The sequence below is a fragment of the Bacteroides xylanisolvens genome (genome assembly GCF_018289135.1).
GTDB classification, from domain to species: domain Bacteria; phylum Bacteroidota; class Bacteroidia; order Bacteroidales; family Bacteroidaceae; genus Bacteroides; species Bacteroides xylanisolvens.
The window spans coordinates 2,675,432-2,698,026 of record NZ_CP072216.1; the positions used below are offsets into that span (position 1 = coordinate 2,675,432).

At 42.0% G+C, this 22,595-nt stretch carries 23 protein-coding genes; 12 read left to right on the top strand and 11 right to left on the bottom strand.

What is annotated here, in order from left to right:
* Positions 1 to 2 precede the first annotated feature (2 nt).
* Positions 3 to 215, bottom strand: a complete 213-nt coding sequence (locus INE92_RS11490; protein WP_004312688.1) for a hypothetical protein — start codon at positions 213 to 215, stop codon at positions 3 to 5.
* 188 nt (positions 216 to 403) lie between these two features.
* Between INE92_RS11490 and INE92_RS11495 the strand changes: the two genes are divergently transcribed.
* The 3 genes from INE92_RS11495 (at position 404) to tnpC (ending at position 2,981) form a co-directional block, all read left to right on the top strand.
* Complete coding sequence (locus INE92_RS11495) at positions 404 to 778, top strand: hypothetical protein (RefSeq protein WP_008641868.1); 375 nt, start codon at positions 404 to 406, stop codon at positions 776 to 778.
* The gene (gene tnpB / locus INE92_RS11500; RefSeq protein WP_004316244.1) at positions 772 to 1,104 is read left to right on the top strand and encodes an IS66 family insertion sequence element accessory protein TnpB; all 333 of its coding nucleotides are present in this window, start codon (positions 772 to 774) and stop codon (positions 1,102 to 1,104) included. Before INE92_RS11495 ends, tnpB begins: the two co-directional genes overlap by 7 nt.
* A gap of 107 nt (positions 1,105 to 1,211) precedes the next feature.
* The gene (tnpC, locus tag INE92_RS11505) at positions 1,212 to 2,981 is read left to right on the top strand and encodes an IS66 family transposase (RefSeq protein ID WP_151926713.1); all 1,770 of its coding nucleotides are present in this window, start codon (positions 1,212 to 1,214) and stop codon (positions 2,979 to 2,981) included.
* Positions 2,982 to 3,464: 483 nt separating this feature from the next.
* Here the strand turns inward: tnpC and INE92_RS11510 are convergent, their stop codons facing one another.
* The 3 genes from INE92_RS11510 to INE92_RS11520 all read right to left on the bottom strand — a co-directional run bounded on the left by INE92_RS11510 (position 3,465) and on the right by INE92_RS11520 (position 6,219).
* Positions 3,465 to 4,322: an IS3 family transposase gene (locus INE92_RS11510; protein WP_015533000.1), complete on the bottom strand. Its 858-nt coding sequence runs from the start codon at positions 4,320 to 4,322 to the stop codon at positions 3,465 to 3,467.
* Between the two features lie 35 nt (positions 4,323 to 4,357).
* Positions 4,358 to 4,738, bottom strand: a complete 381-nt coding sequence (locus tag INE92_RS11515; RefSeq protein ID WP_015532999.1) for a hypothetical protein — start codon at positions 4,736 to 4,738, stop codon at positions 4,358 to 4,360.
* A gap of 461 nt (positions 4,739 to 5,199) precedes the next feature.
* A complete protein-coding gene (locus INE92_RS11520) occupies positions 5,200 to 6,219 on the bottom strand; it encodes an energy transducer TonB (RefSeq protein WP_008644888.1) in 1,020 nt (339 codons plus the stop codon).
* Between the two features lie 120 nt (positions 6,220 to 6,339).
* Between INE92_RS11520 and pheS the strand changes: the two genes are divergently transcribed.
* The 8 genes from pheS (at position 6,340) to INE92_RS11560 (ending at position 16,441) form a co-directional block, all read left to right on the top strand.
* A complete protein-coding gene (gene pheS, locus INE92_RS11525) occupies positions 6,340 to 7,359 on the top strand; it encodes a phenylalanine--tRNA ligase subunit alpha (RefSeq protein ID WP_004314231.1) in 1,020 nt (339 codons plus the stop codon).
* 155 nt (positions 7,360 to 7,514) lie between these two features.
* Positions 7,515 to 8,714 carry an MFS transporter gene (locus INE92_RS11530; RefSeq protein ID WP_049703500.1) on the top strand — a complete coding sequence of 400 codons (1,200 nt, stop codon included), beginning with the start codon at positions 7,515 to 7,517 and terminating at the stop codon, positions 8,712 to 8,714.
* Complete coding sequence (gene nth / locus INE92_RS11535) at positions 8,711 to 9,388, top strand: endonuclease III (RefSeq protein ID WP_151923499.1); 678 nt, start codon at positions 8,711 to 8,713, stop codon at positions 9,386 to 9,388. Before INE92_RS11530 ends, nth begins: the two co-directional genes overlap by 4 nt.
* Before the next feature lie 93 nt (positions 9,389 to 9,481).
* A complete protein-coding gene (locus INE92_RS11540) occupies positions 9,482 to 10,741 on the top strand; it encodes a phosphoglycerate kinase (protein WP_004300866.1) in 1,260 nt (419 codons plus the stop codon).
* Positions 10,742 to 10,858: 117 nt separating this feature from the next.
* Positions 10,859 to 11,836, top strand: coding sequence for an ABC transporter substrate-binding protein (locus tag INE92_RS11545; RefSeq protein ID WP_195436572.1), 978 nt, complete (start codon positions 10,859 to 10,861; stop codon positions 11,834 to 11,836).
* Between the two features lie 24 nt (positions 11,837 to 11,860).
* Positions 11,861 to 12,904, top strand: coding sequence for a porin family protein (locus INE92_RS11550; RefSeq protein WP_004314227.1), 1,044 nt, complete (start codon positions 11,861 to 11,863; stop codon positions 12,902 to 12,904).
* A 137-nt stretch (positions 12,905 to 13,041) separates the two neighbouring features.
* On the top strand, positions 13,042 to 14,226 hold the full coding sequence (locus tag INE92_RS11555; protein ID WP_195436571.1) for a DUF418 domain-containing protein: 1,185 nt from the start codon (positions 13,042 to 13,044) through the stop codon (positions 14,224 to 14,226).
* A 7-nt stretch (positions 14,227 to 14,233) separates the two neighbouring features.
* A complete protein-coding gene (locus tag INE92_RS11560; protein ID WP_195436570.1) occupies positions 14,234 to 16,441 on the top strand; it encodes a tetratricopeptide repeat protein in 2,208 nt (735 codons plus the stop codon).
* 143 nt (positions 16,442 to 16,584) lie between these two features.
* Here the strand turns inward: INE92_RS11560 and INE92_RS11565 are convergent, their stop codons facing one another.
* The 5 genes from INE92_RS11565 to INE92_RS11585 form a co-directional block, all read right to left on the bottom strand.
* A complete protein-coding gene (locus INE92_RS11565) occupies positions 16,585 to 17,166 on the bottom strand; it encodes a Maf-like protein (protein WP_195436569.1) in 582 nt (193 codons plus the stop codon).
* Between the two features lie 70 nt (positions 17,167 to 17,236).
* Entirely contained in the window at positions 17,237 to 17,758 is a 522-nt protein-coding gene (locus tag INE92_RS11570; RefSeq protein WP_008026011.1) for a KdsC family phosphatase, read from the bottom strand.
* The gene (locus INE92_RS11575) at positions 17,739 to 18,533 is read right to left on the bottom strand and encodes a Rossmann-like and DUF2520 domain-containing protein (RefSeq protein WP_195436568.1); all 795 of its coding nucleotides are present in this window, start codon (positions 18,531 to 18,533) and stop codon (positions 17,739 to 17,741) included. The genes INE92_RS11570 and INE92_RS11575 overlap by 20 nt, the downstream gene beginning before the upstream one ends.
* A 7-nt stretch (positions 18,534 to 18,540) precedes the next feature.
* Complete coding sequence (locus INE92_RS11580) at positions 18,541 to 18,876, bottom strand: hypothetical protein (RefSeq protein WP_004314220.1); 336 nt, start codon at positions 18,874 to 18,876, stop codon at positions 18,541 to 18,543.
* A 2-nt stretch (positions 18,877 to 18,878) separates the two neighbouring features.
* Entirely contained in the window at positions 18,879 to 19,415 is a 537-nt protein-coding gene (locus INE92_RS11585) for a nitroreductase family protein (RefSeq protein WP_008771322.1), read from the bottom strand.
* Between the two features lie 179 nt (positions 19,416 to 19,594).
* Between INE92_RS11585 and INE92_RS11590 the strand changes: the two genes are divergently transcribed.
* The gene (locus INE92_RS11590) at positions 19,595 to 19,819 is read left to right on the top strand and encodes a hypothetical protein (RefSeq protein WP_008026002.1); all 225 of its coding nucleotides are present in this window, start codon (positions 19,595 to 19,597) and stop codon (positions 19,817 to 19,819) included.
* A gap of 89 nt (positions 19,820 to 19,908) precedes the next feature.
* Here INE92_RS11590 and INE92_RS11595 read toward each other — a convergent pair whose 3' ends face one another.
* Positions 19,909 to 20,451 (bottom strand): beta-class carbonic anhydrase, encoded by a 543-nt coding sequence (locus tag INE92_RS11595; protein ID WP_004300877.1) that lies wholly within the window; start codon positions 20,449 to 20,451, stop codon positions 19,909 to 19,911.
* A gap of 106 nt (positions 20,452 to 20,557) precedes the next feature.
* Complete coding sequence (locus INE92_RS11600) at positions 20,558 to 22,579, bottom strand: RagB/SusD family nutrient uptake outer membrane protein (protein ID WP_212702035.1); 2,022 nt, start codon at positions 22,577 to 22,579, stop codon at positions 20,558 to 20,560.
* Positions 22,580 to 22,595: the final 16 nt, after the last annotated feature.

The window sequence follows — 22,595 nt, forward strand, 5'->3', positions numbered from 1 at the left end:
CTTTACTCAAGGTCCTTTTTTATCACTTCGTCCATTTCTTTTATACGTTTCTCGCGGTCTTTAATAGGACCGTCTTTCTTGTCATTCTTGAATACATCATCGGCACGGTCGGCAACCTCACCGCTCCATTCTTCAAACTGGTCCTTGGCCGGACGGCCATTCGGTTCGATATTTTCTTCGGCTATCGAATCATGCCTGTTAATCATATCATCCATAAGTTCTCGTTTTAAAAGTTTATGGCTATAAGACAATACAAACGAAGAAAAGTTTTCTGTTTTAATGATTTTTGAAGAAATCAATCATGTTATTATACTATCAAATGTACTGTAAGCACTCATTGTATGGCTCTTGTTTATCCTATCAGTCAGCTTTACCTTTGCACAGAACTTAAAATTTTATTCTTATGGACTCTACTGATTGTTTTTTAGAGATTCTTTCTGCTTATCAGTCATCCGACAGTGGTTGCCAAGTCTCTCTTTTGGAGTATTGCCATCGTTTTGGCGTTGATTATTATAAATTCCTTGGCTGGTATCGTCATTACAAGTGTCAATTAACTAACCCCACTTCCCCTTCCGGTATGCAGCTGACTCCTATTCATGTGAACGGTTCCCCCTCCGGTCATTCACGTTGTACATTATCTCCCAAATCTGTCAAATCGGACAACTTTGAGATTGTTTCGTTTCGTCTAAAACTGGGCAATGGAGTTGAGATCCGAAAATGTAACACTAATCTTGAGAGCATAACAGCTCTGCTTCAAAACCTGGGAACATTATGTTAGGGCTGAATCCCAGCATGCGCTTCTACCTGTGCGAAGGTCCGGTAGATATGCGAAAAGGTATTTTCACCCTTGCCGAACTGGTACGCAAGATTATGGGCAAAGAGCCCTCCACAGGGGACATTTTCATCTTTTTGAGTAAGGACCGGCGGAACATCAAAATCCTTCATCATGATACAGGGGGATACGTGCTTTATTGGAAGAAGCTGGACAAAGACCGTTTCCTCCTGCCTGTTTTCTGCAAGGCCAGTCATCGTTATGAAATCGGTTGGGAGAAACTCGTGGTTCTGCTCCAGGGTACTGTCCGCAAAGAATTACTCGTAGGGTAGTACGAGGTTACAGAAGAATCGATTGTATGCGGTTATATATCTGACTATCAATACATTAATATATTAAAAGTCTTACATAAGTCAGTTTTTTTTTGTATATTTGCGACATGGAAGACAAGGAAACGATCAACATATTAATCGCCCAGCTACTGTCAAAGGATGATGAGATCCTGCGGCTTCGAAACCTGCTTGACGACTTGCAGCGTGAACAGCAGTCGGGTAATATGCAGATCCTGTCTAAACTTGACAGGGCACTTGAGGAACTGAAAAGCATGAGACATGACAACAAGGCGCTTTCCAACCGTCTTTCCCGGGCCCTTGAGGCCAAGTCAGCCGCAGAAGAGAAAATACAGGAGCTTTCCAGTGCCCTTGAAGCGCTCGAGAATACGCGTGCTGATGAGCTTTATGAGATTGCCAGACAGAAACGGCAGTTATACGGGCGTAAATCCGAGAAGAAATCTTCCTTGTCCGCAACGAAGCAAAAAGACCTCAAAGAGGATAAGGATGATTTTGACGGCTCCGCTCCTTCGGCTCCGGTTGAAGACTTGGAACAGAAAGCTGCGGAATCAGCCTCTTCTGAGGCCGCTCCCCGGCCTGAATCCCCTTCCTGCCGTAAGGATTATGGCAAGCAGTCCACCGGTGCGGAGAATGTGGTGGTACATTACTGTGATGAATCGGATATCCCTTCGGGTGCACGCAAGATAGGCATACGTGAATGGATTCAATACTCGATTCAACATCAAGTGGTCAAACATGTATTCAAACTTGTACGGCTGGTGGATACACAGGGAAACATCTCAAACTATTATCAGCCTACAGACAAAAATGATACCCGCAGACCGTTTGAGAACGTCCTTGAAGGATATCCTGTGGATTTTGAACTGATGGCCCGCATTTTGGTTGACAAATACCAGTACGGTTTGTCTCTTGAACGGGTCGTAGACCGTCTCAAGGATGCCGGTGCACGTTTCAACACCTCTACCGTTTTGGCCTGGATAAAGAGGCACATGAAGGAGTTGTGCAAGCTTGAGGAACCTTTCCGGCAGTTGCTTCTCACACCCGGAAGCATGCTGTTCAGTGATGAGACTACCGAACAAGTCAGAGTGTACAATCAGCAGAAGGGTAAGTATGAATACCGTAAACAATACATTTGGGGAATAAAGAATCCCGACCGGAAAATAGCTTATTATCTGTATGACAACGGCAGCCGTAGCATGAAGGTCGCCCAAAAGTTCTTCGCAGGCTTCCGGGGAAGTGTCACCACCGACGGCTACAATGTCTATAAAATGTTTGAACGGGAAGATTCCTCAATAACACGGTACGGATGTATGGCACACGTCAGGCGAAAGTTTGTCGATGCATTACAGACCGACCATCGGTCTGCAGACATAATCAACCTGATATCAAACCTATACTGGGTGGAGGCGGATTGCAGAATTAATCTTCTCTCCGAAGATGAACGCAGGATGGAACGTCAAAAGAGGGCAATTCCTATATTGGCAGAAATATGGCAGATGATAAAACCCGTTTTTGATCAAACACGCGGGGATACAGCCAACCTTTTTCTAAAAGCGGTCAGATATGCTGTCAATGAATGGGAAGCAGTATCACGCTATGTGCAAAATGGAAAGGCGGAAATTGATAATAATACGGCCGAGAGGATGATGAAGCCCATTTGTATGGGAAGAAAGAATTATCTGTTTTGCGGATCGGAACTAGGGGCAAAGAATGCTTCTATGTTATACTCAATTATTGAAACATGTAAGATGAATGGATTAAGGCCGGTGAAATATATAGCGGAAATTTTAACTAAATTAACGGCAGGAGAAACAAATTACATGTCACTATTACCTATCAACAATAATAAAGAATACTAATTATTGGATAAAGAGATGCTATATACTCCACTACAGAGTATAGAAAAAGGGACAGCCATACAATGAGTGCTTACAAATGTACTCCAACATAATCAGGCTATTATAGAGTAAAGGTTGTTTCATCGGCGAGAAACTACAGTTCCATCGGTGAGAAACTATAGTTTCATCAGTAAGAAACTAATAGTTCCAAGCAAGAGAAACAAAAGTTTCAAGCCTACGAAATGTACTGTACTGGATTTAGTTGACAACTTCGTTTGTTATACCTAAGTTAGTTAACTCAATATATTTTAAAACCTAAATAAGTTTACTTGTCCCTTTGTAATTCCTTAATAAGTTGTCATATTAAAGATGTTGCAAACATATGTATCTTTTCTTATAAATGCAAGACTTCGGGCTGTAAACTTCATTAAACAACAAAAACTCTTCGCTCGGGGATCGCCCTCGCGGCAAGGGGCGGGAGCACCCGTCCCGACGAGCGGGACTTCAACTACCTTTTTCCGCGTACTTACGAATATGTTCCATCGGTGTTTTCATTTGTATACCTTGATGGGGTCGAACATAATTGTATGCATATATGGCGTCGCTTATACGTTTATCCAACTGTTCAAAGCTGTCATCTTCGCAGTCAAACAACCACCCATTCTTGATCGTGTTATTCATCCGTTCAGCCAGGGCATTATGTAGCGGATCTCCACACTGCGTCATACTAATATTGATATGATGTTTCTTGAGCATATCCACATACAGGTTTGAGCAGTATTGCACTCCCCGGTCAGAATGGTGTATGAGACTACTCAAATCAACATTGTATCTGTTGTAAAAGTCTATAGCCATCCTCAGTGCCTTTAAGGGACCTTCCGCTTCAAGTGTTTTGCACAGGGCATATCCAACTATCGCCCGACTGCCCGCATCGGTAAGAAGAGACAGGTAAGCCCATCCCTGGTACGTGGCAACATAGGTTATGTCCGCTACAACCATTGAACCGAATGTGTCAGCTACAAATTTAGGAGTAACATTTAGCAAGTCCGGATAAATGTAATAATTATGATTAGAATTTGTTGTCTTTGGTCTCACATGTCTGACACGTTGACACAGGCCATTAGCACGAAAAATATTATAGCATTGATCACGCCCAATGACCATCCTGACACCAAACTTGCGGAGACAGCATGCATAGAGTTCACGTATACCAGCCTTAGGCATAAGTTTACGTAACTCATTACAATACAACACAATGCTTGATGTGAGGATGTCTATTTCCTTTTTTCTGTTGACATGCTTATAATAACCTTGTCTGGTTATGCCGAAGTAATCACAGAGGAACTGTAGCCTACCGCGCATATGACGGGCAGAGTTCCCCTGTGACAAGGTATCGATTACTTGGCATCGGAGTTTTTTCGAACCTTGATGTGATAGGTTGACTCAGCAAGATTTATTAATTCCTCACAAGCTTCATGACGAAGACTTTCCTCCTGAAGAGCACGCTGAAGTTTGCGATTTTCGGCACGCAATGCAGCGAGTTCTTTCTCCAGTTCATTGAGAGACTCAGCAGAGTATTTGTTGAAAGAGGGGTGGTCTGTACTCATAACTTTATCATTTATATGATACTTATCAAGCCAAAGAATCAGCAGACGACGGCAAATACCGGTACGTTTGGCAAACTGATACTTCGTTTCCGAAGTAGATAAATACTCACGAATATAAGACATTCGTTCGGATTCTGTGTAAGGAGTGTACTTCTTTTTTAATTCTTTCATGGGAATTTCGCATTTAAGAAGTGTCAACTTATTTAGTACACTACAAAACTATAGTTTCAAGCCGCAGAACAAATAGTTTCAAGGCTTGAAACTATCAGTCACAAGGCAGATCCCGCCCCGTAAGTAGAAGGGTAATAAATAGAATAGCCTATCTGCCTGTAGTTAATACTATTTAGGCAATGAAACTTCATCTGTGATTTTTACTTGATTCGGGTATGCACCTCTATCACACCTTTGTAGTGCGTTTATTTCTCCTTGGCTTTGCAGTGACAGCACTATTGCCGTCACAGTGCTGTCACCACGTTGCTGTCACGCCATTTACTTTTCATAATCAAACAGTTAAGTTGCAATCTGTGACAGATGACAGCAAATTTATTTTTTTTATTTATTAGAGAGAGGCTGCTGAATTCAAGTTATAAATGCAATATTTCTTTTTTATTAATCGGACTTTGAATACAAAGTTACTTATTTTTCCGATAAAGTTGCGGACGGAAAGGAATATAAAGAGTATAATTACTATCCGCCGGCTTTCCTCCCGCCAATGCAGGGGACCATTTCGGCATCCCTTTAACAATGCGGAGAGCCTCCTCTGCAAATTCCGGATGAGTGGAACGTAGAATATGAGGACGAAGGATAACCCCTTCCTTATCAATAGTAAACTCACACAAAGCATAACCCGAAACATTCTTCTCTAAAAGTCCTGCCGGATAAACCATTTCATTGGCAATATATTCTTCCGGACTCTTCGCAGAGAAATGAGCAGGTTCTTCCACCTGCTTTCCGGAAAGCGTCTTTGCGCGGGGACCTACCGGATAAATTCCAACATACATCGGTTGTTTATAAGCATCCGGTTCTTCCCTACTACGCTGTTGCAATGCTTTCAATAAAGAAGCAGCCTCTTCCGCCAATGTCTGTTCCGAAATATTCTCTCCCCGGGATAACATATATACCGACTGACAAACCAATACAAGACGTTCCATCAACGTTCCTTTTTCCGGCGACCATTTTCGTCCCATCCGCTCTTTGCCTTTTGCGTCCGTAGAAGAAAAGTAATAGACAATTCCATCCAGACCGGCCGTAGAACCATCCAGATCCTGCACCTGCTCTGTCACCAAACGAAAGATAGCCCCTAAAGACTGATACAGGGAAGCGCTGATGACAACCGATTTAGTATCCACGGTTACTGTCCCCTTCTCCGCCTGCCAATAGGTACGGGATAGTGTATTCGAAATCAGCGTATAACGCCCGTTTTTCTTTTCTACCGACATTGCATACTCCGGCGAAAAGGAAGGGATAGCTGCGAAACGCGCGTATGGCTGTTTCTGAAAGCCAGTATTAAGTAAAGAAAACACACTACGGTAATATTCGCCTAACTCGCCTGTATAAGAAGAAAAAGGTTTCACCGGCTCCAAATAGTCAATCTGGGCCGCCAGGCGAAAAGAAAAGGTTAAAAGCAGAAGACAGAAAACAATCTTTTTCATAAGTTGCCGGATTTTCGGTACATATCGGCAACAAAGATACAAATTATTTCGATGGTTCGTGATAAAATTATATCTTTGCACGGTTTTTACTAAGAAACTGAATAACAATACATCGAAAATATGATAGCTAAGATTGAACAACTTCTGAAAGAGGTGGAAGCCTTACACGCCTCCAATGCCGAAGAACTCGAAGCTCTCCGCATCAAATACCTAAGTAAGAAGGGAGCCATTAACGACTTAATGGCAGATTTCCGTAATGTAGCTGCCGATCAGAAAAAAGAAGTCGGCATGAGACTGAATGAACTGAAAACAAAAGCGCAGGACAAAATCAACGCGCTGAAAGAATTGTTTGAAAGTCAGGACAATGATTGTGACGGATTGGATTTGACGCGTTCGGCTTATCCCGTGGAACTTGGTACACGCCACCCGCTCACCATTGTAAAGAACGAAATCATCGATATCTTTGCCCGCCTGGGATTCAGCATCGCCGAAGGTCCGGAAATTGAAGATGACTGGCATGTATTCTCGGCACTGAACTTTGCCGAAGATCATCCGGCACGCGATATGCAGGACACTTTCTTTATCGAAGCTCACCCGGACGTAGTATTGCGCACGCATACTTCTTCCGTACAGACCCGTGTAATGGAAACTTCACAACCTCCTATCCGCATCATCTGTCCGGGACGTGTGTATCGTAACGAAGCAATCAGCTATCGCGCACACTGTTTCTTCCATCAGGTAGAAGCGTTGTATGTAGACAAAAACGTATCGTTCACCGACTTGAAACAAGTATTGTTGCTTTTCGCTAAAGAAATGTTCGGTGCTGATACAAAGATTCGTCTGCGTCCGTCTTACTTCCCGTTCACTGAACCTAGTGCGGAAATGGACATCAGCTGTAATATCTGCGGCGGTAAAGGTTGTCCGTTCTGTAAACACACCGGCTGGGTAGAAATCCTCGGTTGCGGTATGGTAGACCCGAACGTACTTGAATCTAACGGTATAGACAGCAAAATATACAGCGGTTATGCTCTCGGTATGGGTATCGAGCGTATCACAAACCTGAAATATCAGGTGAAAGACCTCCGTATGTTCTCTGAAAATGATACTCGCTTCCTGAAAGAATTCGAGAGCGCTTACTAAATTTAGATTTCACCACAGAGGACGCAGAGGACACAGAGTTTTTATTTCAGCCGTATCAACTACGACTCGTTTTTCATAGAAAGTCATTAGAAAGAAAAAACTCCGTGAGACTCTGCGTCCTCTGCGTCCTCTGTGGTGAAACAAATACATTCATTATGGCAAAGGATAGACTCATTACTCCCAGTTATTGTTTCATCTTGGCAGCCAACTTCCTGCTCTACTTCGGCTTTTGGTTGTTGATTCCTGTTTTGCCGTTCTATTTATCAGAATTCTTCCAAACTGGAAATTCCACTATTGGTATTGTACTTTCCTGCTATACGGTAGCCGCTCTCTGCATCCGTCCATTTTCCGGTTATCTGCTCGACACGTTTGCCCGCAAACCTCTTTATCTGTTTGCTTACTTCATCTTTATGATGATGTTCGGTGGATATTTAATAGCCGGCTCCCTTACCTTATTTATTATATTCCGAATCATTCATGGCATCTCTTTCGGAATGGTTACAGTAGGAGGAAACACGGTAGTGATAGACATTATGCCATCTTCCCGCCGTGGAGAAGGTTTAGGCTATTACGGGCTTACCAACAATACAGCTATGTCCATCGGGCCGATGTTCGGACTGTTTCTGCACGATGCAGGAGTCTCTTTTGCTACGATCTTCTGTTACGCATTCGGTTCCTGCATTTTGGGTTTTCTATGTGCCAGTCTGGTAAAAACGCCCTATAAACCTCCTGTGAAACGTGAACCGATTTCACTCGACCGTTTTATTTTGATGAAAGGATTGCCAGCCGGATTTAGCCTATTGTTACTTTCCATCCCTTACGGAATGACAACCAACTATGTCGCCATGTATGCCCGCCAAATAGGATTGAACACGCAAACCGGATTCTTCTTTACCTTTATGGCTGTCGGCATGGCAATCTCCCGCATCTTTTCGGGAAAACTGGTGGATCGCGGAAAGATAACACAAGTAATAATAGCCGGATTATACCTGGTTGTTTGCAGTTTCTTCCTGCTTTCAGCCTGTGTATATCTGATTCAATGGAATGATACCGTTTGCAACATCCTGTTTTTTGGTATCGCATTGTTGATGGGGGTCGGATTTGGAATCATGTTTCCGGCATTTAATACGTTGTTTGTCAACCTTGCCCCCAATAGCCAGCGGGGAACAGCCACTTCCACCTATCTTACCTCTTGGGACGTAGGAATCGGTATCGGTATGCTGACCGGTGGATATATCGCAGAAATTAGTACATTTGATAAGGCTTATCTTTTCGGAGCCTGCCTGACAGTAGTTTCCGCCCTCTATTTCAAACTAAAAGTGACGCCTCATTACCATAAAAATAAGCTACGATGAGAAAGAAAGAACGTTATGAGAAAGTAATCGCCTGGTTTCAGGACAATGTACCTGTAGCCGAGACCGAACTGCATTACAACAATCCGTATGAGTTGCTGATCGCTGTTATTCTTTCTGCACAATGTACGGACAAACGGGTGAATATGATCACTCCCCCTTTGTATAAAGATTTTCCGACTCCGGAAGCACTGGCAGCCACTACGCCGGAAGTTATTTTCGAATATATACGAAGCGTGTCCTATCCGAACAACAAAGCCAAACATCTGGTTGGTATGGCAAAGATGCTGGTGAATGACTTCAATAGTCAGGTGCCCGACAATCTGGAAGACTTAGTAAAGCTACCCGGTGTAGGAAGAAAAACAGCCAATGTCATCCAGTCGGTTGTGTTCAATAAAGCTGCAATGGCGGTAGATACACACGTATTCCGTGTCAGCCACCGCATCGGACTGGTGCCGGACAGTTGCACCACTCCGTTCAGTGTGGAAAAAGAATTGGTGAAGAATATTCCGGAAAAACTCATACCGATTGCCCACCATTGGCTCATTCTGCACGGTCGTTATGTTTGTCAGGCACGCACTCCCAAATGTGACACCTGTGGTTTGCAAATGATGTGCAAATATTTCTGTAACACCTATAAAGTTACAAAAGAGGAACCAAAAGCCAAGAATAAATAACGATTTAATAGCAAGGAACCGAAATAAATAGTAACTTTGCGGTCGTTCTAAAAGAAGAATTTTAAAAACACTTTTAAATAAAAATAGAGTATTATGCAGACAATTGACAAATTCAATTTTGCCGGTAAAAAGGCATTTGTTCGCGTGGACTTCAATGTACCCCTGGACGAAAACTTCAACATTACAGATGACACTCGTATGCGTGCAGCTCTTCCTACTTTGAAGAAGATCCTGGCAGACGGCGGAAGCATCATCATTGGCTCTCACCTGGGCCGTCCGAAAGGCGTTGCCGATAAATTCTCTTTGAAACATATCATCAAGCATCTGTCTGAATTGCTGGGCGTTGAAGTTCAGTTCGCTAACGACTGCATGGGCGAAGAAGCTGCTGTAAAAGCTGCTGCTCTGCAACCGGGAGAAGTGCTGTTGCTCGAAAATCTTCGCTTCTATGCTGAAGAAGAAGGCAAACCAAGAGGTTTGGCAGAAGATGCAACTGACGAAGAAAAAGCTGCTGCCAAGAAAGCAGTAAAAGAAAGCCAGAAAGAATTTACCAAGAAATTGGCTTCTTACGCTGACTGCTACGTAAACGACGCATTTGGTACTGCTCACCGTGCACACGCTTCTACAGCATTGATCGCTAAATATTTCGATGTAAACAACAAGATGTTCGGTTACCTGATGGAAAAAGAAGTGAAAGCCGTTGATAAAGTATTGAACGACATCAAACGTCCGTTCACTGCTATCATGGGTGGTTCTAAAGTTTCTTCTAAAATCGAAATCATCGAAAACCTGTTGAGCAAGGTAGACAACTTAATCATCGCCGGTGGTATGACTTATACATTTACTAAGGCTATGGGTGGTAAAATCGGTATCTCTATCTGTGAGGACGACAAACTTGACCTGGCTTTGGATTTGATGAAGAAAGCAAAAGAAAAAGGTGTAAACCTGGTATTGGCTGTTGACGCTAAGATTGCTGACGCATTCTCTAACGACGCAAATACTAAATTCTGTGCTGTTGACGAAATTCCTGACGGATGGGAAGGTCTTGACATCGGTCCTAAGACTGAAGAAATCTTCGCTAACGTTATCAAAGAATCTAAGACTATTCTTTGGAACGGTCCTACAGGCGTATTCGAATTTGACAACTTCACTCACGGCTCACGTGCAGTAGGTGAAGCAATCGTTGAAGCCACTAAGAACGGCGCATTCTCACTTGTGGGTGGTGGCGACTCTGTAGCTTGTGTTAACAAGTTCGGTTTGGCTAGCGGTGTATCTTACGTTTCAACCGGTGGTGGCGCATTGCTCGAAGCAATCGAAGGAAAAGTTCTTCCGGGTATCGCTGCTATCCAAGAATAATAGAACTAGATAATTAGTTAATTTTTTAAATAGTTAATGATAAGAGGGCAGTTCTTTGTGAAAAGAGTTGCCCTTATTTATAAAAAACGGAGTTCCTCTTATTTACAAAAACGAGGTATGAAAAGACTGATACTACTCTTTTGGTTCATCCTTCTCTTCCTTTACTCCTGCCAGAGTAAAAAAGGAGACGGCTCTTTTTTACCTCTAACCGAACTGCAACCACTCACCCTGGGCATGATGCCTACACTGGATGGACTCCCTTTCCATATAGCTAAAACACAAGGTATCTACGATTCATTAGGGCTGAACCTGACTATTCTTTCATTCAACTCTGCCAACGACCGGGACGCTGCTTTCCAGGCCAGGAAAATGGACGGCATGATTACCGACTATCCCAGCGCAGTAATGCTGCAAGCTATCCATCATGCTGATTTAGGGCTCGTCCTGAAAAATGATGGTTATTTCTGTTTCATTGTCTCTAAAGAAAGTAATATCAATCAACTGGAACAGCTCAAGGAAAAGAATATTGCTGTGTCACGCAACACAGTTATCGAATATGCTACCGACCAGTTATTAAGCAAAGCCGGAATCAGTCTTTCAGAAATGAATATGCCGGAAATCGGCCAGCTTCCTCTCCGGCTGCAAATGTTGCAGTACAATCAGATTGACGCTTCTTTCCTGCCCGACCCTGCCGCATCCATCGCCATGAACAGCCAGCATCGTTCATTGGTGAGTACACAGGAATTGGGCATTGATTTTACGGCTACCGCTTTTTCACGAAAAGCGCTCAACGAAAAAAGAAAAGAAATCGAACTACTCATCACAGGTTATAATCTGGGAGTAGATTATATAAAAATGCATCCACAGAAGGAATGGGAGCAAGTGCTGATAGAAATAGGTGTACCGGAAAATCTGACAGGACTCGTCGCCCTCCCCAATTATCAAAAAGCAAAACGCCCTTCGGCTGAAGGGATAGATAAAGCTATACAGTGGTTGAAAGAAAACCACCGAATCCCCGAAACCTACTCTGAAAAGAATCTGATTGACACAACGTATATCCCCACAGTATCAACCATAATACAGTATCAACCATAATCAAAATCAAATAACAACTAACTCATGCGAAAAACACTACTCCAATTCTTAACCTTTGTATTATGCATTACAGGTATGCAAAATCCTCTCCTGGCACAGGAGCAGACACCACTAAATCAAGTTGTCAACACACTGAAAGAACGGATTAGTCTCTCCGGATATGCCCAATTGGGATATACTTATGACGATGCAGCGAACCCGGACAATACATTCGACATCAAACGAATCATTTTCATGGCACACGGAAAGATCACCAAACGGTGGACTTGTGATTTTATGTATGACTTCTACAATGGGGGCATGTTACTCGAAGTGTATACCGATTATCAGTTTCTCCCCGGACTTACGGCACGTATCGGTGAATTCAAGGTTCCCTATACCATAGAAAATGAATTATCTCCTACCACAGTAGAACTCATCAATTGTTATTCACAGTCTGTTTGTTATCTGGCGGGAGTAAGTGGCAGCGATAAGTGTTACGGAATGACGTCCGGACGGGATATCGGTATGATGCTTCACGGAAAATTATTTCGCGACTTCCTGCAATACAAAGTGGCTGTAATGAACGGACAGGGATTGAACACCAAAGACAAAAACAGTCAAAAAGATGTGGTCGGTAACCTGATGGTTAATCCGCTGAAATGGTTATCCGTAGGTGGTTCGTTTATCCGCGGAACAGGACATGCCATAGCAGATTCGGAATATACCGGAATTAAAGCCGGAGAAAATTACGCCAAGAAACGCTGGAGTGCAGGAGGGGTTGTCACCACTTCCACCTTTAATCTGCGCACGGAATATCTTGCCGGAAAAGACCGGAGTGTGAAAAGCGAAGGTTTCTATGCAACAGGCAGTGTACGCTTCGCCCGGAATTTCGATTTCATCGCTTCGTTCGATTATTTCAACCCGAACAAAGCTGCTGATTTCAAACAGAATAACTATATTGCAGGCGTACAATACTGGTTCTACCCCAGATGCCGGTTACAAGCACAATATACCTTTTGCGACAAGAAAGGAGACGGACAAAAAGACTCCAATCTGATACAGGCACAGGTGCAGGTAAGGTTTTAAATTAAGTATCAATTAAGTATTAAGTATCAAGTATTAAGTATTAGCATCCGGTATTAGGGCTGAAGTAGCAGTATTGAAACAGCGGAATCAAATAATTATAGAATATCAACCTTATAAATAACAGAAACGAAGAAATCATGGAACACAAAATCGCGGAAACCAACGCCCGAATAGACGTGGCCGACGTATTAAGAGGATTAGCAGTAATGGGAATTATTCTCTTACACAGTATTGAACATTTTAATTTCTACTCTTTCCCGGAAGAAGTACCTTTTGAATGGATGAAATTTACCGATCAGGCTATTTGGAGAGGGTTATTCTTCACATTCAGTAACAAAGCATACGCTGTGTTTGCCCTGCTCTTCGGTTTTAGTTTCTACATTCAAGACAACAACCAACAACGGAGAGGGAAAGATTTCCGCTTGCGTTTTTTATGGAGATTATTCATTCTCTTCATGATAGGACAGTTCAATGCCGCCTTCTTTACCGGTGAAATATTGACCATGTATGCGATTTTAGGAATTATCCTTCCGATATTCTGCCGGATGAGTGACCGCACGGTTGTCATCTTCGCTACTTTATTAATTCTACAACCTATCGACTGGGTGAAATTGATTTATGCTTTGTATAATCCTGACTATGTGGCAGGAAAAAGTTTGGCAGGTTATTATTTCAGCATTGCTTTCGACGTACAAAAGAACGGAACTTTCCTCGAAACAGTCCGCATGAATATGTGGGAAGGACAACTGGCCAATATGACCTGGGCACTGGAACATGGACGTATCTTACAGACACCGGGGTTATTCTTATTCGGAATGCTTGTCGGTCGTCGCAAATATTTCCTGTACAGCGAACAGAACGAACGCCTGTGGTTAAAGGCATTGGCCGTTTCGCTTCTCTGCTTCTTCCCCATCTACGGATTGAACAATATGCTGCCGGAATTCATCGAACGAAGTGCCATCCTTGTTCCCTTGCAATTGATATTAAGTTCATTCAGCAGCCTTAGCTTCATGGTATTGCTGGTAACAGGATTACTGCTGACTTTCTACCGTGTGAAAGACCGCAGTTTCTTTATGCGTTTCACATCTTATGGTAAAATGAGTTTAACGAACTACCTCGGGCAATCTATTTTCGGTTCTCTTTTGTTCTATCATTGGGGATTTGAACTTGGACGATATTTAGGAATCACTTGCAGTTTCCTTTTTGGCATCCTTTTTGTTCTATTACAAATGGTATTTTGTTCGTGGTGGCTCCGACACCATAAACACGGTCCTTTTGAAGGTCTCTGGAAACGTTTGACCTGGATTGGAAAAAATAAATAATTAAAGAATGATGAACGAAAAAACGATTAATGAACAATACGCATATATACGTACTTTACTTGAAGAGAAAAGACTCAAAGAAGCCTTAATGCAGTTGGAATCTTTGCTGTGGCAATGTCCTGACTGGGATTTGCGCACTCGCCTGGAACAATTGCAGACCTCTTACAAATATATGCTGGAATACATGAAACAGGGAGCAAACGACCCTGACCGGTGGAATCTGTATCAAAAAATGGTAGCAGACACCTGGGGAATTGCCGACCAATCACGTTTGCTCATGTTGGACAACGCTTCATCAAGATATTATCATGAGGTCCGCCGCACTCCCAGATCGGCGGACTTGTCAAACTATGGTATTAAAACAATATTACACATATTGGAGTCATTTAATGACGACTTGGCAGTCAGCGGATTACTGTCTGACGAAAAGATGGATGAAGTATTAAGACGACATGAAGATACGCTCAAGTTTATGTTTATAAGAACATGGACAAACAGTGCATGGACTCCCGAGGACGAGGAAGACGCAAAAGCTATGCTTGCCTCGGAATTACTTCCGGGAGATGACTTATGCTTATTTGTCAGCGCCCTCACATTGAGCTTGATGGAATGTTTCGACTTACGAAAAATAATGTGGCTGCTCAATGCTTACGAACACCCTAACGTCAACGTCAGCCAACGGGCATTGGTAGGTACAATGATTATCTTCCACATCTACAGAAGCCGTCTTTCTTTTTATCCGGAACTTATCAAAAGGGTAGATCTCATGGAGGAAATACCTTCATTCAGAGAAGACGTCGCACGTATTTACCGCCAAATGCTATTGTGTCAGGAAACGGAAAAGATTGATAAAAAGATGAGGGAAGAGATTATTCCTGAAATGCTGAAGAATGTTTCCTCCATGAAAAATATGCGGTTCGGTTTTGAAGAAAACGATGAAGAAAACAATGATATGAACCCGGATTGGGAAGATGCGTTCGAGAAGTCCGGCCTGGGAGATAAATTGCGTGAAATGAACGAATTGCAATTAGAGGGCGCAGATGTGTATATGAGCACTTTTGCCGCATTGAAAAATTATCCGTTCTTCCGCGAGGTGCATAACTGGTTTTATCCATTCAGCAAACAACAGTCCAATGTACTCAAAGCAATGAAACAAGCGGGAAATCAGGGAGGCAGTCTGCTGGATTTAATTCTTCAATCGGGCTTTTTCAGCAACAGCGATAAGTACTCGCTCTTTTTCACGATTCATCAATTGCCACAGTCGCAACAAGATATGATGTTGAGTCAGTTGAACGAACAGCAGGTGGCAGAATTGGCAGAGAAATCGAATGTTGAAACAATGAAGAGGTTCAATGAACGTCCGGGAACGGTCAGTAACCAATACCTGCACGACTTGTACCGTTTCTTCAAACTTAGTGTACGCAAGAGTGAGTTCAGAGATATTTTTAAAGAGAAACTCGACCTTCATCACGTTCCTGCACTCGACAATATCTTGTATTGGGAAGATGTATTATTCCCCATTGCCGATTTTTATCTGGCAAAGGAACGTTGGGACGAGGCTATTGAAATTTATGAAGAACTGGAGTCTATTGGAGGATTCGAAGGAGAAAGTGCAGAATATTATCAGAAGTTTGGCTATGCATTACAGAAAAGAAAGAAATATGCAGAAGCTATTCAGGCTTATCTGAAAGCAGACACGCTGAAGCCGGATAATATTTGGAACAATCGCCACCTGGCTATTTGTTACCGGCTAAATAGAAACTATCAGGCTGCACTCACTTATTATAAAAAGGTGGAAGAAGCTGCTCCGGAAGATACCAATGTGACTTTCTATATCGGTAGTTGCCTGGCTGAATTGGGACAATATGAGGAAGCTCTGAATTATTTCTTCAAGTTGGATTTCATCGAGAACAATTGTATAAAGGCATGGCGCGGCATCGGTTGGTGCTCGTTCATCAACCAGAAGCATGAACAGGCGATGAAATATTATGAAAAGATTATTGAGCAAAAGCCGCTGGCTATTGATTATATGAACGCAGGACATGTGGCTTGGGTAATGGGAGATATTCAGAAAGCTGCCGTTTTCTACGGAAAAGCCATTACAGCTAGTGGGAACCGGGAAAGATTCTTGGAGATGTTCCACAAAGATGAAGAATCTCTTCTCACACAAGGGATTCGAGAAGAGGACATTCCTCTGATGTTGGATTTATTATAGTCTCCTGCATCTTTCAATTCGGGATATTCAGTAAATGTCCCTGCTTAAGAATACAGAAAAAGGCTGCCTCATTTTCTATTTTGAGGCAGCCTTCTCATATTATTGGGGTAAGTAGAAATATTCAGATAGATTCAGGATCCTTACTATAACTTTTTCAACTCTCCATACAACTTCTGTATGGGAAGTCCCATAATATTATAGAAGCTACCTGAAATTGATTTCACACCGATATACCCGATCCATTCCTGGACACCATAGGCTCCTGCCTTATCCATCGGCTGATAGAGGTCGACATAATACTGGATTTCATCTTCTGACAAGACATCAAACAATACTTCGGAAGAAGCGGTAAAGCTTTTTTGCCATTCGGTAGTAGTCAAGCAAACACCTGTGAAAACCTGATGAGACTTCCCCGAAAGAGCACGAAGCATTTCAATGGCCCCTTCCCTACCTTCCGGTTTTCCAAGTACTTTTCCATCCATCCAGACAATGGTATCTGCTGTAATCAATAATTCTCCCGGCTGCATCATGGTACGGTAGGCACCCGCCTTTTCACGAGCAATATATTCGGGTATTTCAGCACCAACCAATATATCCGGATATGACTCGTCTACATCCGGCAATGTTCTGACTACATAGTCCACTCCCAAGCCTGACATCAATTCTTTCCGACGGGGAGAATTGGAGGCTAGTATAATCTGATATTTCTTTAAATTATCAAGCATGATTCGATTTATGATTTATAATTTATGGTTTATGGTTGAAAATACTTTTTATTGATGTCACCAGTTGATTTCACCAGCCGAAAGCATCTTCTGCCATCCACAAGCCATGAGCTTTCAGTACTTGCTCCACTACATCACGTCCGCAACCACGTCCGCCGTCTGCATAAGAGATATACTTTGCTACGGATTTCACTTCCGGCACGGCATCTTTCGGACAACATGGAAGTCCACATTCACGCATCACTTCAATATCCGGAACATCATCGCCCATATAGAGAATTTCATCATCGGTCAGTCCGTATTTATCACGAAAATCACGATAGTCGTGTATCTTGACGGCGGATCCCATATACAGATCCTTCACTCCCAGTCCTTCAAAACGGATACGCACTGCTTCTGTACGGCCACCGGTGATGATGGCTATGTGAAGTCCTTTTTTCACAGCCAACTGGATGGCGTACCCGTCTTTGATATTCACAGTACGCATCGGCTCTCCGGAAGGATGCAAAGGTACGGTTGTCGAACTCAATACTCCGTCTACATCAAAAGCTAAAGCCTTGATACGGGATAAATCATAGTTGATGGTGCTCATGGATACTTTTGCTCATTAGTTTATATATTTCCTGCAATGCCGGAGAATCTACCAACATGGCAAGATGATTGTTCATCACATTCTCATCGTAACGGACAGCGGGTCCGGTCTGTGCATCACGCGGTGCCAGCTCGTGTACTTTACGTGCCGTTTCGTCTATCAGCGGAAGCATGACATCGAAAGGTAAGTTGTATTTTTCAAGCAAATCAGCAGCTAATGCATACATGTGATTTGTGAAGTTGCAGATAAAAACAGCTGCCAAATGAAGGCTTTTACGCTGCTCGGAAGAAGCTTCGTAAACTTTCTCCGAAAGAGTGGCGGCAACAGCTTTCAAGAGCTCTACATCTTCCGGTCGTTTCGCTTCAACAAAGAAAGGCACTTCCTGAAAATTGACCTCACGTTGTTTGCTGAATGTCTGCATCGGATAAAATACCCCATAGCGTTCTGCATGCCCTTCCCAAATACTCATCGGAATACTTCCTGCTGTATGCACCAACAAAGAATTCTGTTTCCCTTCTGTTATCTGCGGCAACAAATCTACTAAAGCGGCATCTTTCAAAGATACAATATACAATTTGGCATCTTTGGAGACTTCCTGTAAATCTGTAGTATATTCAGCTTCAACTTTCTCGGCTAAAGTACGGGCAGATTCCATGGTCCGGCTATATACCTGCACAATACGGAAGCCTTTATGATAGAGAGCCTTCGCCAGATTAGTAGCCAGGTTACCTGCGCCAATAAACACAATCGGTGTATCTTCTATACTTCTCTTCATTATTTCCTTACCGTTTTGCAAACCAGAATAAAATGATGCCGACAATGAGCAAAGTCAATGGCAGCAGATACCCGGATAACGAACCCAGCAATGATATTACCAGACTGATATTCATCACCAGCCAAAGACCAAGTAACACAAAACCAATTGATTTATCGCGTTTGAAAATAAGAAAACAGATCGAAGCATACAATAACATATTGTCTTTATTCATCACCCAAGGTAGTCCAATAGTAGAGAAATGAATCAGTTTATCAATCAGATAAAGTGCTCCGATAACGATAAAGGTAACAGCAGTAGCCAAATAAGTATCTTTGCTGTTACTCGCTTTAGCAGCTCCCATATTTATTTTCCTCCGAATTTATTTATGTGAATTTTCTCCCATTGAAGATGTTCTTCGTTGAAAGGTTTACGTTCCATCCCTTTATGTCCGATAGCAATAACGGAAAGAATTTGAAGTTGCAGAGGAATACCCAGGATTCCATGAACAAATTCATCGGAAGGCATTCCGGTAGCAGTGAAACGTTCGCGGACCTGCACCCAGCAGCTTCCCAAGCCGAGATCTTCGGCCTGCAACTGTATCATGATAGAAGCAATAGAAGCATCTTCAATCCAAACATCACTGGCCAACGGATCGGCCATTACCACAATTGCCAAAGCAGCGTCGGCAATGAATGAAGAAGCCTGTTCCTTGCAATGAGACAATTCTTTCAATACCTCTTTATCATCAATCACTACAAACTGCCAACTATTACTACGTTTGGAAGAAGGAGACATCAAAGCTGCTTTCATCAACGTAACTACCTGATCTTGTGTCAACTCTTCATCGGTGAACTTCCGCATACTACGACGGTTCTTTATTAATTCACTGAAATTTTCCATATTATTTCCGGTTTCATTTGATTAATGTATGCAAAGATAATGCAAACCGAGCGTAATAGGAAATAAAAGTATCTTTTTCATTTCTTTTGTCAGAAGGGAATCTATGACATGAAAAGAGTGCCAAATACTCCACTAAATGAAGAATATATTGTATCTTTGCACAGATAAATAATTTCATTATGAAAAAGCGAATTACACAAGACGATTACATTAAAGCGAATCGTAAAGCTAGCCGTGAGGCAGAAATTGAGATGTACGGACACCCTATTTGTCACAAACGAGTGCACCAGTCAAAGAAAGTATATAACCGCAGAAAGATAAAGGCAGCCGATAAAAAGCTGCCTTATTTTTTTGTCTTCAAAATAGCGTCACTATCCTCCAGACATAGCGACACTATACAATAGGAATGGCGTCACTATCATGATAGGATAGCGTCACTATATTTAGGGGATTAAAAAAGAAGTTTATCTATTTACCTAATCTATCTAATTATCTATACAATCCGAGTTAATTCCCCGGTCGTAGAATCAATAATAAACCCGTAGACTGTCACATCTGAAGGGATCAAAGGATGGCGTACAATAAAATCAACTGTTCCTCTCACCGACTTTTCCGTATCTTCGAAGCCATCCAGCCACGAATGAAAGTCAACTCCGCAGAAACGCATCATGTCAATATAATCCGGATTGATCCCGCGTGCTTTCATTTTTTCGAGCATTACTTCACTGTGCATGTGGCAAGCTCCACAGTCAGAATGAGCAATCACCATTATTTCCTCTACCCCCAACTCAAAAATAGCAACGAGCAAACTACGTATCACGCTACCGAAAGGATGGGAAATAACGCCACCTGCATTTTTTATCATTTTTACATCGCCATTCTTAATTCCTAATGCGGCTGGAAGCAAAGCAGTCAGTCGGGTGTCCATACAGGAAAGAATAGCTATTTTCTTATCGGGATATTTATTAGTAATATACGATTCGTATCCCTTGTTCTCAACAAATTGCTTGTTGTAAGCTAAAATTTCTTCTAACATAGTTCCGCTTTTTAAAAGTTCTGTTCGATTACGCAAAGATATATAAAAAAGGGACATATCACCACGACATATCCCCTCTTTAATCTAAATTTAATCTGTAAGAGTACTAATACCCATTGTTTCCATATTCTTCTGCATTATCAATCTGACTCAAGAAGTTAAAAGAAATCGGACGCAAATAATGCTTGTTTTCATCAAAATTTTCAGCTGCACGAGGATTACCAACCGCAAGACGTTGTTTGAAAGAATCTTTGTGACGCTTCATCAATACCCAACGTTGATATTCTCCACATAATTCACGAGCATATTCGTCCATAACATCATCCTGTGTAGCATTACTCAATTTCATAGCATTGTAAGATGCATCATTGCGAGCGGCACGCTTTTTCAGTACATTTAAATATTCAGCAGCTTTTCCGCCATTTCCTAATTGTTGGTTAGCTTCAGCTGCAATCAGATATACTTCAGCCATACGCATAATGAACACATCACCTGTCTTACGTTGCAAATTGCTACTATATGAATCTTCCGACAACCAATTGTATTTGTTGAAACCAGGGTACATATTTTTGTCATTAGTGACTTTTATATCTGTTTTACGATATTGTCCGTTATCAAACAAATCATCAATATTGATTACATAATATCTACGTTTCGCTTTCTCCGCATCCGAAAGTCTTTCCTTTGACAAGTAGAAACAGATTCTATCATCATCTTCAGCTACAGGGTAAGGTATCACATAGGGGTTCTTCACTTCCTGCAATTTGGAAGGATCACCGCTATTTTCACCTTTCGGCCAAACCTTGGCTATCATTTTGGGCGCCCAAGTTCCATCATAATATGTATAATTCAAATCACCATAAGGATAAATATACTCATTATGGAATTTTGCATCCAATCCATAAGTATCGATTATATTTTGAGTAAGAATTGTAAATGAACTAATATTATCATTTACACCATGTTTTGTTCCAATTTTCGGCGTTGTACCATCATCTAATGTCTGCTTCTTAGTAAACAAATAACTACCTCCTGACTGTACGGCAGAAAACTGTACAAAAGCCGTAGTAAAGGTTACTTCCCACCGCTTATCATAATCAGCATCAAAACAATCCAGCAAATATTTGGAAGGTGCCAACGTATTATTATTAGTACGTCCATACCAATAATTTTGATTATCCGGAGTAGGATAAATAGTGAGAGTATTTGGCTTTGGATACATATAAGTAAAGTTATTATTACATTGTGTTCCAGCATTCCAGTTCTCCAAATTCGTAGCATCCGGACCGGCAGCAATAAATAAAGCTTCTTTATTATTTCGATTATTTGCCGGAGCCCAAACATCTTCCACATCATCATACAGACAGTCACCATACGCTAAAATCATGTCCTCTGCCACTTCTTTAGCACGTTGCCAATAAGATACTCCATCTTCTGTCAGCCCATATTCGCCACCACCTTGAGCATAAACGCGAGCCAAAAGTCCTAACGCGGTTTTCTTAGTCACACGCGCACGATTATTATCATAAGGAGTATCTTCAAGATTATTGGCCGCAAATTTCAAATCATCAATTATCTGCGTATATAGTTCTTCAATAGAGTTCCGCTGCGGAGTCAAAATAGGATCTTGAGATGATTCTTCCAAGGTTAACGTTACATTCCCATACGTATTCACCAATATGGAATAATAAAACGCACGGAGACAGCGGGCTTCAGCCACTAAAGTCGTTATATCTTTTTCATTGCCATCCGTTAGTAATTCAGCCCTGTTTACTACTGCATTACAATTACCGATCATAGAATAAGCCTGACCGAATAATTTATTTGTAGCATTCGTATTCGTAGCTAAACCATCATAATAAATCACCTGCTTGGCATAATCCGGATTACCGGCAGGAGTTACCCAGCAGTCCGTACCACCTTCAGCCACAGACAAGAAATCATAGACACTGAATAACTGCCCGTAAAGTGATGAATAACAATAAGACTGTAACCCTTTAAGCCCATCGAACGTTGCAAGAATTTCATCTCCTGTTTTTTGGCTTGGATTATACTCATCAAGCGAGCAGGCAGACATTGAAGCCACAGCGAATGTAAGCGCTGCTATTTTATAGATTGTACTTTTCATTTCAATACTTTTTTTA